The 14,247-nt window shown below is 70.6% G+C and carries 10 protein-coding genes; 4 read left to right on the top strand and 6 right to left on the bottom strand.

Annotated features, from left to right (window positions below):
- Positions 1-31: 31 nt before the first annotated feature.
- Positions 32-1,111: a PA0069 family radical SAM protein gene (locus tag VIL67_RS14545; protein ID WP_332049627.1), complete on the top strand. Its 1,080-nt coding sequence runs from the start codon at positions 32-34 to the stop codon at positions 1,109-1,111.
- 208 nt (positions 1,112-1,319) lie between these two features.
- On the opposite strand, the gene VIL67_RS14540 is transcribed toward VIL67_RS14545, so the two are convergent.
- Together VIL67_RS14540 and VIL67_RS14535 are read right to left on the bottom strand one after the other, a co-directional pair.
- Positions 1,320-2,324 (bottom strand): LLM class flavin-dependent oxidoreductase, encoded by a 1,005-nt coding sequence (locus VIL67_RS14540; protein ID WP_332049626.1) that lies wholly within the window; start codon positions 2,322-2,324, stop codon positions 1,320-1,322.
- A gap of 348 nt (positions 2,325-2,672) precedes the next feature.
- Positions 2,673-3,947, bottom strand: coding sequence for a class I SAM-dependent RNA methyltransferase (locus tag VIL67_RS14535; protein WP_332049625.1), 1,275 nt, complete (start codon positions 3,945-3,947; stop codon positions 2,673-2,675).
- Between the two features lie 143 nt (positions 3,948-4,090).
- Between VIL67_RS14535 and VIL67_RS14530 the strand changes: the two genes are divergently transcribed.
- Positions 4,091-4,765: a glycine zipper domain-containing protein gene (locus tag VIL67_RS14530; RefSeq protein ID WP_332049624.1), complete on the top strand. Its 675-nt coding sequence runs from the start codon at positions 4,091-4,093 to the stop codon at positions 4,763-4,765.
- A 259-nt stretch (positions 4,766-5,024) separates the two neighbouring features.
- Here the strand turns inward: VIL67_RS14530 and VIL67_RS14525 are convergent, their stop codons facing one another.
- Together VIL67_RS14525 and VIL67_RS14520 are read right to left on the bottom strand one after the other, a co-directional pair.
- Positions 5,025-5,753 carry a TlyA family RNA methyltransferase gene (locus VIL67_RS14525; protein WP_332049704.1) on the bottom strand — a complete coding sequence of 243 codons (729 nt, stop codon included), beginning with the start codon at positions 5,751-5,753 and terminating at the stop codon, positions 5,025-5,027.
- A gap of 10 nt (positions 5,754-5,763) precedes the next feature.
- Positions 5,764-7,524: a class I adenylate-forming enzyme family protein gene (locus VIL67_RS14520; protein ID WP_332049623.1), complete on the bottom strand. Its 1,761-nt coding sequence runs from the start codon at positions 7,522-7,524 to the stop codon at positions 5,764-5,766.
- Positions 7,525-7,693: 169 nt separating this feature from the next.
- Here VIL67_RS14520 and VIL67_RS14515 point away from each other — a divergent pair, with 169 nt between their 5' ends.
- Both VIL67_RS14515 and VIL67_RS14510 read left to right on the top strand, forming a co-directional pair.
- Positions 7,694-9,793: a TonB-dependent siderophore receptor gene (locus tag VIL67_RS14515; RefSeq protein ID WP_332049622.1), complete on the top strand. Its 2,100-nt coding sequence runs from the start codon at positions 7,694-7,696 to the stop codon at positions 9,791-9,793.
- The gene (locus tag VIL67_RS14510; RefSeq protein ID WP_332049621.1) at positions 9,793-10,812 is read left to right on the top strand and encodes a PepSY-associated TM helix domain-containing protein; all 1,020 of its coding nucleotides are present in this window, start codon (positions 9,793-9,795) and stop codon (positions 10,810-10,812) included. Before VIL67_RS14515 ends, VIL67_RS14510 begins: the two co-directional genes overlap by 1 nt.
- Here VIL67_RS14510 and VIL67_RS14505 read toward each other — a convergent pair.
- Positions 10,809-13,475 (bottom strand): valine--tRNA ligase, encoded by a 2,667-nt coding sequence (locus tag VIL67_RS14505; protein ID WP_332049620.1) that lies wholly within the window; start codon positions 13,473-13,475, stop codon positions 10,809-10,811. The genes VIL67_RS14510 and VIL67_RS14505 overlap by 4 nt on opposite strands.
- Before the next feature lie 178 nt (positions 13,476-13,653).
- Positions 13,654-14,235 carry a DUF2497 domain-containing protein gene (locus VIL67_RS14500; protein ID WP_332049619.1) on the bottom strand — a complete coding sequence of 194 codons (582 nt, stop codon included), beginning with the start codon at positions 14,233-14,235 and terminating at the stop codon, positions 13,654-13,656.
- Between the last annotated feature and the right edge of the window lie 12 nt (positions 14,236-14,247).

Raw genomic sequence — 14,247 nt, 5'->3', positions numbered from 1 at the left:
TATGTTCCACGTGAAACACTAGGGTAGGCGGGTGACTGCCCTGCCCCTTCAGACCCGCGGCCGCGGCGCGCGGTCCAACAGCTCCGGCCGCTACGAGAGCCAGGCCCGCGAGGCCTTCGACGACGGCTGGACGCCCGACGAGCCGGACCCCAAGGCCTTCCGCACCGAGGTGCAGGCCGAGAAGGCGCGCACCGTCATCACCCACAACGACAGCCCCGACGTGGGCTTCTCCGCCTCGCTCAATCCCTACCGCGGCTGCGAGCACGGCTGCATCTACTGCTACGCCCGACCGGCGCATGCCTACATGGGCCTCTCGCCCGGCCTCGACTTCGAGCAGAAGCTGTTCTTCAAGCCGGAGGCGGCTCGCGTGTTGGAAGCCGAGCTCTCCAAGCCGAAGTACGTGCCGGAGACCGTGCACATCGGCGGCAACACCGATCCGTACCAGCCCCAGGAGCGGGTGCTGAAGGTGACCCGGTCGCTGATCGAGGTGCTGTCCCGCTTCAACCACCCCTTCTCGGTGATCTCCAAGTCCGCCCTGGTGCTGCGCGACCTCGACCTGATCGCGCCCATGGCCCAGCGCAACCTGGCCCGGGTGGCGATCTCGATCACCAGCCTGGACCGCAAGCTCGCCCGGTCCATGGAGCCGCGCGCCGCCACGCCGGAGAAGCGGCTGGACGCCGTGCGCCGCCTCACCGACGCGGGCGTGCCGGTGATCGTCATGTTCGCCCCCGTGATCCCCGGGCTCAACGACCACGAGATGGAGGCGGTGCTCGAGCGCGCGGCCGAGGCCGGCGCGGTCGGCGCGGGCTATGTAGCGCTTCGCCTGCCGCTGGAGATCAAGGACCTGTTCCGCGAGTGGCTGCAGACCGACCACCCGGACCGCGCCGCCCGGGTCATGTCCCTGGTGCGCCAGATGCGCGGCGGCCGCGACTATGACCCCCAGTGGGGCAGCCGCATGACCGGCCAGGGGCCGCTCGCCGACCTGATGGGCAAGCGCTTCGCCGCGGCCAAGAAGCGCTACGGCCTCCACCAACGCTGGGAGCCCCTCGACCTCACGCAGTTCCGCGTCCCGCCCAAGCCCGGCGACCAGATCGACCTGTTCGGCGTCTGACCTTTCCTTCCCACGCCCTCACCTCCCCCATCGCGGCAGCGATGGCGGGAGGGGGACCGCCGGCCGAGGCCGCAGGCCGTAGAGCCGGGGGTGGAGGGGGCAAGCGGCCGGCAGTGCGGAGGCTAGCCCCCTCCACCATCCGCTCTCCGCTGCGCTCGGCGAATGGTCCCCCTCCCGCCGTTGCTGCCGCAACGGGGGAGGTAGATTGTCACGCCGCCTTCGCCAGCTGGTCGCGCACGTCCGCCACGATCTCGAACGAGCGCACCCGCGCGGCGTGGTCGTAGATCTGCGCGGTGACGATCACCTCGTCGGGCTGGTAGCGCCGCACGAAGGCGCCCAGCCCCAGCCGCACGGCGTCGGGCCCGCCGACCACGGCCTTGGCGAGCGCCTCCATCCGGCTGGGATCCACGCCGAACTTCGCGAACCGCTCGGGCATGTCGTCCGCCGGCGGCGGCAGGGGCGACGGCGTGCCGAACCGGAGGTTCAGGAAGGCCTGCTGCAGGGAGGTGAACAGCCGCCGCGCCTCGGCGTCGGTTTCGGCGGCGACCACGTTCAGGCCGAGCATGACGTGCGGCTTGTCCAGGTGCTCGGAGGGCTCGAACCGCTGCCGGTAGATGCCGATCGCCTCCTCCATCTGCTGGGGGGCGAAGTGGGAGGCGAAGGCGTAGGGCAGCCCCAGGGCGGCGGCCAGCTGCGCCCCGAAGAGGCTGGAGCCCAGGATCCAAACCGGCACGTCGAGGCCGGCGCCCGGCACCGCACGCACCAGCTGGTTCGGCTGCGCCTCGCGGAAGTAGGCCATCAGCTCGATGACGTCCTGCGGGAACCGGTCCACGTCGCCGGCCAGGGTCCGGCGCAGCGCCCGGGCGGTCATCTGGTCGGTGCCGGGGGCGCGGCCGACGCCCAGGTCGATCCGCCCGGGGTAGAGCGAGGCCAGGGTGCCGAACTGCTCGGCGATCACCAGCGGGGCGTGGTTCGGCAGCATGATCCCGCCGGCGCCCACGCGGATAGTCGAGGTGCCGCCGGCCACGTGCCCGATGACCACGGCGGTGGCCGCGCTCGCCACGCCGGGCATGTTGTGGTGCTCGGCCAGCCAGAACCGCTCGTACCCGAGCCGCTCCGCGTGCCGGGCTAGATCGAGCGTGTTCCTGAACGACTGGGCCGCATCGGACCCTTCCAGGATCGGCGACAGGTCGAGAACGGACAGCGGAACCATCCGGCCAATATGGGGCCTCTCCGCCCCGCCACCAGCCCCGCGGCCCTGCGAGCAGGATCGTCCACGAACCACACGACCTACACGAACAGGAAGGACCACGGAGCACTCGGAAGACACGCAAGGAATCTTACAAGCCGACCGCGCTCTCTGGGCTTGAGCCAGGAGCCGCCCGCGTCCGGCGGGCCATCTCGACCACGCGCAGCGCTACCGAGCTAGGCGTCGTTCAGCGCAGGCGCCTTCCGTGTGGTCCGTGTCTTCCGTGGTCCCCAAAGCGCCCGCGATCCGTTCGTGTGGTTCGTGTGGTTCGTGGACAACCCCGCGGGCTCTCCACGCCGCGGCGGCGGGTGGTCAGCGCGAAAAGACCCCCACCAGCTCCACGTGCGGCGACCAGAGGAACTGGTCCACCGGCAGCACCCGCTCCAGCCGGAACCCGGCGTCGACCAGCATACGAGCGTCGCGGGCGAACGTGGCCGGGTTGCACGACACCCCGATCACACGGGCCACGTTCGAGCGGGCCAGCTCCGCCGCCTGCTCGGCGGCGCCGGCGCGCGGCGGGTCGAACACCGCCACGTCGGTCTTCTTCAGCTCCTCGGCCAGCACCGGCCGGCGGACCAGGTCGCGGGCCTCGGCGGTCACCCCATGCAGGCCGGGTGCGCTGGCCAGGGCCGACGTCAGCGCCTTCACGGCGTCCGGGGCGAAGTCGGCGGCATGCACCTGGGCGACCTGGGCCAGCGCGAAGGTGAAGGTGCCCACGCCGCAGTAGAGGTCGGCGATCCGGGCGGCCCCCGCCGCCGCCTCGGCCACAAAGGCCGTCATGGCGGCCTCGGCGCCCGGCGTCGCCTGCAGGAAGGCGCCCGGCGGCAGGCCCACCGTCGCCGGCCCCAGCCGGACCTGAGGCATGCGCGCCAGGTAGGCGATCTCGCCACCGATGGTCACGCGGGCGAAGTCGGCCTCGGCCGCCCGCTCGGCCACCTGCATGCGAGCGTCGGCGGACAGCCCGCCGCTCTTGGCCTCCACCCCGGTGATGTCCACGTCAATGCCCGTGGCCGTAAGCGTGGTGTGCAGGGTGGGCGCGGATTTCGGGTGCTCGAAGAGCGGCGCGGCCAGGCGCTTTAGCGCCGGGATCGCCGCCTGCAGGCCGGGATCGGAGATCGGGCAGACGGCGATGTCCACCAGGTCCCAGGACTTGCGGGCCTTGTAGCCCGCCCGGGCGGCCTCGCGACTTCCACGCCGGGCGTGCAGGGCGAATCGCCGCCGGCTCTCCGGCGGGGCGGCATAGGCCGGCAGGAACTCGGTCTCCACCCGTTCGCGGGCGAGCGTGCCGCGCAGCCGGTCGACCTTCCACGCCAGATAGGGCGCATGGTCCCAGTGCTGCAGGGCGCAGCCGCCGCAGACGCCGAAGTGGGGGCATGGCGGCTCCACCCGCTCCGGGCTGGCCTGCAGCACCTCCAGCAGGTCGCGGCGGTCGCCCCCGCCGGTGGCGCGCACCCGCTCGCCCGGCAGGCTGAAGGGAACGTAGACATGGCGGCCGGCCACGCCATCGCCCTCCCCGCCCATCGCCTCGATGAGCAGTTCGACAGGCGGGCCGGACGGAGCCGGCCGGTTGGGTCTGGGGCGTCGCATGCGGCCTCATAGCAGGCCGGCGCGCCCAGGAGATGAACGAAGATGAACGGACCGCTCAACGGCTGTTCAGGTTGCGGAGCCGATAAAGGCGGTCGAGGCGCGCGGATGACGCGCGGGCTGACTGGAATTCGAGAGGGGTTTTGATGTCCATGCGTTCGATCTTCGCCAAGGGCGTGCTGGTCGCGGCTGCGGGCGCGGCGGCGCTCAGCGCCGGCGCGGCGTCCGCCCAGCCGTACGGCCAGTACGGCTACAACGGCGGCGGCTACAGCTACGACCCGTGCAAGCGCGAGCAGACCGGCCGCGGCGTGGCCGGCGCCCTGCTCGGCGGCGCGATCGGCGCGGCGGTGGGGGCCAATGCGGCCGCCCGCAACAATCGCCAGGACGGCGCCCTGCTGGGCGGCGGCGTGGGCGCCATCGCCGGCGCCATGATCGGCAACCGCAGCGCGGCCTGCAACGGCGGCTCCGTCCCCTACGGCTCGGGCAGCGCCTACTACAACGGCGGTTACGGCTCCAGCTACGGCTCCGGCTATGGCTACGGCTCCACCTACGGCGCGGGCTACGGCTACGACGCGCCGCGCTACGGCCGCTACCGCGAACGCGACTACTACGGCGACGACCGGGGCTACGCCGGCGGCTACGACGACCGCAGCTGGGCCTACGGCCGCCGCGGCGAGCGCTACCGCCTGGCGGGCCGATCCGTGGGCGCTGACGGCTGCACCCTGGCCGAGAGCCCCATCTACATGCCCGACGGCCGCACCGAGACCCGCATGGTCCGCGTGTGCCGCGACTCCAGCGGCCGCTACCAGGTCGTCGACTAAGAGCTTCTTCGGAAGAGCATCTGGCCACTGGCCGCCCGGGACCCCGGGCGGCCTTTTCTTTGGCAGCGGCCCCGGGCGCCTACGCCCTCCCGCGCCCTCTGCCGCGCCCCCGTGCGCACACCACCACCCAACCCTCCATCGAGGAGGAGGGCTTTCTAGCCCCCCCTTCCTCCTCGATGGAGGAAGGGCGGGGATGGTGGTGAGTGCAATGCGGTGAAGGTAAGCGCCGTGGGGCGCCGGCCCCGCGGGAAGACTGACCCTACCCCTTGCGCGCCCAGAGCAGGAACTCGCGGTTGCCGTCGCCGCCTTCGATGGGGCTGTCCGTCGTCGCCTGCAGCGTCCAGCCGGACGCGGTGAGGAACGCCTTCACCCCTTCCAGCGCGTCCAGCCGCGCCGCTTTGTCCTTGACCAGCCCGCCCTTGCCGACCCGTTCAGGCCCGACCTCGAACTGCGGCTTCACCAGCGCCACCAGTTCCCCGCCCCCGCGCACCAGCGCAAGCGCGGCCGGCAGCGCCTTGGCCAGGCCGATGAAGGAGACGTCGGTGACCACCAGATCGACGGGCTCGGGGATCAGCGCCGGGGACAGGTCGCGCGCATCGGTGGCCTCGAGGTTCACCACCCGCGGGTCGCCGGCCAAGCGGGCGTGCAGCTGGCCGCGGCCGACGTCCACGGCATAGACCTTCGAAGCGCCCCGGCTCAGCGCCACCTCGGTGAAGCCTCCGGTGGAGGCGCCCACATCGGCCGCCACCGCGCCCTCGACCGTCACCGGCCAGGTCTCCAGCGCATAGGCCAACTTCACCCCGCCCCGTCCGACCCACGGGTGCGCAGGGGCGGCGACGAGCGCGGCGGCCTCCTCCAGCATCTCGGAAGCCCTGCCCACCGTCCGTCCGTCGGCCGTCACGCCCCCGGCCTCGATGGCGGCGCGGGCTCGGGCGCGGCTCTCGAAGAGGCCGCGCTCGACCAGCAGGACGTCGGCGCGCTTCCTCAGGCCGCTGTCCTCAGGCGCTGGCCTTGTCGTCCTCGAACAGCTTCTTCAGCTCGTTCTTGAGGATCTTGCCGTTCGGGTTGCGCGGCAGGGTCTCGTGCCAGAACCGCACCTGCACCGGGACCTTGAAGGCCGCCAGCCGCTCGGCCACGTGGGCCCGCAGCTCCGCCTCGGTGGCCTCGGCGCCCGGCTTCAGGGTCACCACCGCCGCCGGCTCCTCGCCGAGGATCCGGTGGGGGATACCGACGATGGCGGCGTCCATGATCGCTGGGTGGTCGTAGAGGACGTTCTCGATCTCGACGCAGTAGATGTTCTCGCCGCCGCGGATCAGCATGTCCTTGGCGCGGTCGATGATGAAGCAGAAGCCGTCCTCGTCGATGCGCGCCAGGTCGCCGGTGCGCACCCAGCCGTCGACGAAGGTCTGGGCGGTGGCCTCCGGCTTGTTCCAGTAGCCCTTGCAGTTCATCGGCCCGAACGACCAAAGCTCGCCCACCTCGCCGGGCGGCAGCACGGTCTTGCCGTCGGCCGGATCGCGGATCTCGATCTTTGCCACGGCCGCGGCCGGGCCGCAGCTGTCGGGGCGGTTCACATAGTCCTCGGCGCCGTTGGAGGTCACCGTGGCGCAGGTCTCGGTCATCCCCCAGCCCTGGCCCGGCTGGCTGTTGGGGAAGGCCTCGCGGATGCGCCGCACCAGCTCGGGCGCCGAGGGCGCGCCGCCGTAGCCGACCGCCTCCAGCGACGACAGGTCGTAGTTGGCGCGGGCCGGATGCTCGATCAGCTGCCAGGCGATCGTCGGCACGCCGCCGGCCTGCATGATCTTCTCGCGCTCGATCAGCTCGAAGGCGCGGATCACGTCCCACTTGTACATCATCACCAGCTTGGCGCCGGCGAACAGGGCCGGGTTCAGCACGGCGAAGCAGCCGGTCACGTGGAAGAACGGGATGCTGATCAGGCTGGAGCGCTGCGGCGCGGTGGGGTCGGGCTGCGGGGGCGCCTCGCCACGGCGCAGGAAGCCGCGGGCTCCCGCGGCGGCGGCCGTCAGGATGTTGGAGTTCACCGCCCGTTGGGTGGCCAGCGCCCCCTTCGGCTTACCGGTGGTCCCGGACGTGTAGAAGATGGTGGCGTCGTCGTCAGGGGCGATCTCGGCCGCGGGCAGCGCCTCGTCGGGCAGCTTCGCCCAGTCGTTGGCCCCGCCGATCACGTCCTCCAGCTTGGCGACGTAGGGGTGGGCGATCTCCTCGACTTCACGGCTCACATAGGCGCGGACCAGGTCGGGGCAGTTCCCCAGGTGCTCCTTCAGGCGCTCGTAGCGCTCGGCGTCCATGACCACGACCTTGGCGCCCGAGTCGGTGAGGCCGTACTCCAGCTCCGGACCGGTCCACCAGGCGTTCAGCGGGGTGACGATCGCGCCCAGCGAGGCCGCCGCATAGAACGAGACGACCCACTCCGGCAGGTTGCGCATGATGACCGCCACGCGGTCGCCCTTCTGCACGCCCTGCGCCTGCAGCTCGCGGGCGAAGGCCGAGACGGCGCGGTAGAAGGCCTCGAAGGTGACCCGCTCGTCCTCGTAGACCAGGAACACCTTCTCGCCGTGGGCGCGGGCCGCCTCGACCACGAAGCGCAGCGACGGCGGCAGGTTCTTCCAGGTCTTGTAGGTGATCCCGCGTATCACCTTGTCCTCGGTCTCCAGCGGCGAGCCCGGCTGGGTGAGCAGCGCGTGCGCCTGGGGGATGGACATGGCGGGCCAACCGGGCGGCAGCGCAGGCTCAGACATCTTCCACTCCTATGGATGCGCAGGGTCTCGGAGGCCCCGCGTCGTCCTAGGTGAACAAGCATAACCCAGCGTCAGAGGCAAACGGCCGTTTGAGACCGGCGCTCGCCTTGACGGCCAAGCCGCCGCCCTATAGCTGCGACTTATTCGCAGAAGCATTCTCAGAGCCTAGATGCCGTCCCTCCCCCGTCGCCTGCCTGCCCTCCTGCTCGCAGGGGTCAGCCTCCTCGCCACCGCGGCCGCCGCCGCCGAGTCCGACGCCGAGGCCCCGCGCGACCTGGACGAGCTGGTGGTCACCGCCGACCGCGGCTTCGCCGCCCAGGCCGTGCAGGCCGGCTCCTTCCGCAACGCGCGGGTGATCGACACCCCGCTGACCGTCAGCGTGATTTCCCGCGAGGTCATCGAGGCCCAGGCCGCCCGCGGCCTCTACGACGCGCTTCGCAACACCGGCGGCGTCACCCGCTCGCAGCTCTCCGGCAGCACCTACGACAACATCGCCATCCGCGGCATCCTGGTGGAGAACCGGGGCAACTACCGCCTGAACGGCGCCCTGCCGGTGATCAACCTCGTCGAGCAGCCGCTGGAGAACAAGGCCCGGGTCGAAGTCCTGAAGGGCGCGTCGGCCCTCTACTACGGCTTCGTCCCGCCCTCCGGCGTGATCAACATGACCACCGAGCGCCCGCTGGACGAGGCGTTCAACGAGCTGACCCTCAGGGCCGACAGCCACGGCGGCTACACGGGCGATCTGGACGTCAGCCGCCGCTTCGCCGACGGCCGTATCGGCGCGCGCGCCAACCTGGCCTACGGCGAGGTGGAGACGGGCGTGGACCGGGTGCAGGGCGAGCGCGCGCTGGCGACCCTCGCCCTCGACGTGAAGCCGAGCGACCGCCTGAGCGTCCGACTGGACTACGAGTACATCGAGAAGGACATCACCGAGCCGCCCGCGATCGCGCTGCTGCCCGCCGTCGGCGGCGTCGTGCGCCTGCCTGAGGTCCCGGACTCGAGCCTCAACCTCGGCGACAAGTGGCTGCGCTACGACGCCTTCGCCCAGAACGTCATGGTCCGCGCCGACTATCGGATCTCCTCGCGCTGGGCGGCCAAGCTCGAGGTCGGCGAAGCCGTCACCGAGCGCGACCGCTTCTTCACGCAGTTCCAGAACTACAACCTCGCCACGGGCGATGGTCAGTTGCAGGTCTCGATCACGCGGGACCAGCGTTTCACGAACCGCAACGCCCGGGCCGAGATCGCCGGCCTCGTGGACACCGGCCCGATCACCCACGAGATCACCGTCGGCTGGACCGCCAACGAGCGCCGCTCGCGCGGCTTCAGCGGGCCGAACCAGCTGACGCCGCAGAACCTGTTCAACCCGCGGCGACTGCCGGTCCTGACCTTCCCGACGCGAACGGTGCTCGCCCGGTCCAACATCACCGACGAAGGCCTCTACGTCTTCGACCGCATGGAATGGGGCCCGCTGCAGGTGCTGGGCGGCCTGCGCCGCTCGGACTACCAGAGCGTGACGACTCCGCCGACGGGCGCGATCACCGTCTACGAGGTGAAGGAGACCACCCCCCTCGGCGCGCTCATCTACAAGCCGGTGGACTGGGTGAGCCTCTACGCGACCTACTTGGAAGGGATGGAGGAAGGCGGGGTCGCGCCCCCGGCGGCGGTGAACGCCTTCGAGGTGCTGCCGCCGGCCAAGTCGGACCAGTGGGAAGTCGGCGCCAAGGCCGAGTTCGGGCGCAGCCTCGTGGCCTCGATCGCCTACTTCCAGATCACTCGGCCAAACGCCTTCACCAACCCCGAGCGGCGCTACGTGCTGGACGGCGAGGTGGATTACCGCGGCGTGGAAGCCATGGCCTCGGGCGAGCTGACCGAGAACCTCTCGCTGATCGCCTCCGCGCTCTGGCTCGACGCCGAACAGACGCGCGGCAGCGCCGCAGTGGTCGGCCGGCGACCCGAAAACACCGCGGAGTGGACCGCCAGCCTGTTCGCCGAGTGGCGGACGCCCTGGGTGGAGGGACTGCATCTTAGCGCCGGCCTCTTCTACACCGGTGACCGCGCGGCGAACCCGCAGAACCAGGCCTTCATCGACGGGTATGTCCTGGCCGAGGTCGGAGCCCGGCTGAAACGCGAAATCGCCGGCCGCGAGACGACCTTCCAGGTGAACGTCGAGAACCTTGCGGACAAGCAGTACTGGAACACGGCCGGCAACGGCTTCGTCGGCGTCGGCGCGCCGCGCACCGTCAAGGTCCGGGTGACCCGGGCCTTCTGATGCTCGCCCTTCTGCGCAAGCTCCACGCCTGGACGGGGCTTGCGCTCTGCCTGCTGCTGATCCCGCTGGCGATCTCAGGGTCGGCCCTGGTCTTCAAGCCGGAGTGGCTGCGCGCCACTGTGCCCACCGCGAACCGCGCCGTGGTCACCACGCCCGCGGAGGCGGCCCGCGCCATGGCCGCCGCCCAGGCGCGCTTTCCGGACATGCGATCAGTGATCTTTGCAGGCCCGGCGATCGGCGTACACGAGGTGCTGCGCAAGGAGGGCGGCGGCTACGTCACGGCGGGCGCGGCTGAGGTGATCCAGGCCTGGCCGAAGAACGGCCGCGTGGTCGACTGGCTGTTCGACCTGCATCACCATCTGCTTTCCGGCGACACCGGGACCAAGGTGGCCGGCTGGGCGGGCGTGCTCACCTTCGTGATGCTTGTGACGGGCTTCATCGTCTGGCTCCCCGCCTGGCGAAGCTTCGCGGGACGCATAGCACCCAGCCGGACCGGCCGCGCCGGCTGGCTCTCGGCGCACCGCGACCTCGGCCTCATCAGCGCGCCCATCGTGGCGGTGATCGTCGTCACCGGCGCCGGCGTCGCGCTCAACGAGCTGTCGGCCCGCGTCATGGGCTTCACTCGAGCCAAGCCGCCCGTCAGCGCCGGACTCGGCCAGGTGGACTGGCGCCTGGCCTTCGAGGCCGCCCAGGCCCGCTTCCCCGGCGCGGAGATCCGCGTGGCCGCGCTCCCCCCGGCCCCCGGCAAGCCCGCGGTGATCCGGGTGCGCCAGCTCCGGGAGTGGCACGCGAACGGCCGGACCAGCATCTGGATCGACCCTGCGACGAGCCGCATTCTCGCCGTGGATGACGCGCTCGCCCAAGCGCCGGCCGCGCAGCTCTACAACGCGTTCTGGCCGATCCACGCCTCGAAAGTGGGCGGCCTCGCTTGGCAGGCGCTCACCTTCCTGGCGGGCCTGGCGCTCACTGCCCTGTCGCTCTACGGCGCGGAGAGCTACCGCCGGAAGCTGTTCCGCTAGGCCACCGCCGTGAGGCGCGCGAGCGCGCTTTCGAGCTTGGCTTTCGCGGTCTCCGCTTCGGACAGTCGTTCGCGGTTCTCCTCGACCACCTCCTCGGGCGCACGGGCGACGAAGTCGGGGTTGCCGAGCTTCTTGGCGGTCTTCTCGATGTCGGCCGAGAGGTTGGCCACTTCCTTCGAGAGCCGGGCCCGCTCGGCGGCGAGGTCGATGAACTCGGCCACCGGCAGGGCCAGCGTCGCCCCATCCACCACGTAGGGGATCGACCCTTCCGGCGCGGCGTCGACGAACCGGACCTCCTCCACACGCAGCAGGCGGGCGATCAGCGAGGCCCCGTCGGCCAGCACCTCGCGCTGGGAGTCGGAGGCTTCGACCACCAGCAGCGGCGGCCGGGCCGACGGCGGCACGTTCAGTTCCGCGCGCACCGAGCGGCCTTCCGAGATGCTCTCGATCAGCAGTTCGATCTCGGCGTCGACCGTCGGGTCGATCAGGCTCTCCGGCAGGTCAGGCCACCGCGACGTCATCAGGAAGCCGTCGTGCGCCCGCTTGGCGCCGAGCTCGGCGGTCTTCTCCCACAGCTCCTCCGTGAGGAACGGCATGACCGGGTGCAGCAGGATCAGGATCTGGTCGAGCACCCACGCCGCCGTCGCCTGAGTCTCGGCCTTGGCCGCCTCGTCTTCGCCCGTAAGGATCGGCTTGGCGAGCTCCACGTACCAGTCGCAGAACTGCCGCCAGATGAACTTGTAGAGCCCATCCGCAGCCTGGTCGAAGCCGCAGTCGGCCAGGGCGGCGGTCACCGCCCTCGCCGTGCGCGTGGTCTCCCCGACAATCCAGCGGTTCAGCGGCTGCTTCACCGCAGCCGGGTCGAACCCGGCGGCGCGGGCGCAGCCGTTCATCTGGGCGAAGCGCGCAGCGTTCCAGAGCTTGGTGCCGAAATTGCGGTAGCCCTCGATGCGCGGCTTCGAGAGCTTGATGTCGCGTGCGGCGCCGGACATGGCGGTGAGCGTGAAGCGCAGGGCGTCAGCCCCGAACTCGTCCACCAGCTCCAGCGGGTCCATGACGTTGCCCTTGGACTTGGACATCTTGGCGCCCGAGGCGTCACGGACCAGGGCGTTGATGAACACCCGCTTGAACGGGACCTCGCCCATGAAGTGCAGGCCCTGCATCATCATCCGGGCGACCCAGAAGAAGATGATGTCGAAGCCGGTGATCAAGGTGTGCGTCGGGTAGAACCGCCGCAGGTCCTCGGTCGTCTCGGGCCAGCCCAGCGTTGAGAAGGGCCAGAGCGCGGACGAGAACCAGGTGTCGAGGACGTCCTCGTCCTGCCGCAGCGGCTCGTCGCGGCCGTAGAGTTCGCGGGCCTGCGCCCTCGCCTCCGCCTCGGTTTCGGCGACGAAGATCTTACCGTCCGGGCCGAACCAGGCCGGAATGCGGTGCCCCCACCACAGCTGGCGCGAGATGCACCAAGGCTGGATGTTCCGCATCCACTCGAAGTAGGTCTTCTCCCAGTGCTTGGGGACGAAGACCGTGCGGTCGGTTTCCACGGCCTTGATGGCGTCGCGCGCCAGGACCTCGGCGTTCACGTACCACTGGTCCGTAAGGTAGGGCTCGACCACCACACCCGAGCGGTCGCCATGCGGGACGACGTGGCGGGTCTTCTCAATGCCGCGCAGAAGGCCCAAGGCCTCGAACTGCTCGACGACCTTCTTCCGCGCCGCAAAGCGGTCCAGGCCGCGGTACTCGACGGGCGCGTTGTCGTTGATCCGCGCGAAGTCGTCGAAGACGTTGATCATCGGCAGGTTGTTGCGCTTGCCGACCATGAAGTCGTTGAAGTCGTGGGCCGGGGTGATCTTCACCGCGCCCGAGCCCTTTTCGGGATCGGCGTACTCGTCGGCGACGATCGGCACGGGCCGGTTCACGATGGGCAGGCGGACGCACTTGCCGATCAGGTGCTTGTAACGCTCGTCCGTGGGGTGCACGGCGACGGCCGTGTCCCCGAGCATGGTCTCCGGACGCGTGGTGGCCACGACGATCTCGCCCGAGCCGTCCTCCAGCGGATAGGCAAAGTGCCAGAAGTGGCCGTCCACCTCCCGCTGCTCGACCTCAAGGTCGGAGATCGCCGTCTGGAAGTGCGGGTCCCAGTTCACCAGTCGCTTGTCGCGGTAGATCAGCTTTTCCCTGTAGAGCTGGACGAACACCTTGCGGACAGCGGCGCTCAGCCCTTCGTCGAGGGTGAAGCGCTCGCGGCTCCAGTCGCAGGAGGCGCCCAGCCGGCGCAGCTGGTTGACGATCGTACCGCCTGACTTGCCCTTCCACTCCCAGACCTTGGCTACGAACTCGTCGCGGCCGAGATCGCGGCGGCTCTGGTTTCCCTGCTCGGCCAGTTGGCGCTCGACCACCATCTGGGTGGCGATGCCCGCGTGGTCGGTGCCCGGCAGCCACAGTGCGGCCTTGCCGCGCATGCGCTCGAAGCGGATCAGCACGTCCTGCAGGGTGTTGTTCAGCGCATGGCCGATGTGCAGCGAGCCCGTCACGTTCGGCGGCGGGATGACAATGGAGAACGGCTCGGCGGCGGGATCATCCACGGGCGCGAAGGACCCGGACGCCTCCCAGGCGGCGTAGAGGCGCGGTTCAACAGTCTTGGGATCGAAGGTCTTTTCGAGCATGGGGAACGGTTTCTGACTGGCGCGGTCCAATAGCAATTCCGCTCATCCCCGGCAAAAGCGGGGACCCAGGCTTTTTCCGATTCAGCGAATAGGCTGACGCCGGCCTGCGAGCAGCAGGCTCAGTAGCACAAAAACACCTGGGTCCCCGCTTTCGCGGGGATGAGCGGTGAAACGGTGTCTAGCGTACTCGGCCGCGCGCGATGCGCTCGACCTCTGCCTCGACGGCCTGCTGCACGATGCCCGGCAGGTTGTCGTCCAGCCACTGCTGCAGCAGCGGCCGCAGAAGCTCGCGTACGACGTCCTCGAGCGTCCGGCCCTCGGCCGGCATGGCGATGGTCTGGGACAGCCGGTCGAAAGCGGAGGCCGCGGCGCTCGCCACCCGGTCGCTGACCAGCGGAGCCGCCGGGGCTGCGGCGGCGAGCGGCGCGGCGCGCTCGGGAGCCGTGGGCGTGTAGACGTCGAGATCGCCGTGGGTCTCGACCTTGTCGGTGAGCTCCAGGGCGTCGTCGTCATCTTCGGCCAAGGGCGCAGGCGGCGTCCGCGCCGTGGCGGGCGGAGGCGCGATGTCCTCCACCGGTGCAGCCTCCGCTACGGGTTCCGGCTCCGGCTCAGGCTCAGGCTGTACCGGGGTCGGCGGCTGCTCGGCGTGCGGGGGCGTGGCCTTGGCGTCGGCGGGCGGCGCGTCGTCCTCGGAGATGATCCGGCGGATGGAGGCCAGGATCTCCTCCATCGTCGGTTCTTGCGAAGACTGTTCGGACATGGGCTCGGACCG

This window comes from Phenylobacterium sp. (assembly GCF_036563385.1).
GTDB lineage: Bacteria > Pseudomonadota > Alphaproteobacteria > Caulobacterales > Caulobacteraceae > Phenylobacterium.
Note: the sequence above shows the minus strand (reverse complement) of the source record. Positions and strands in the feature narration are given on the sequence as shown.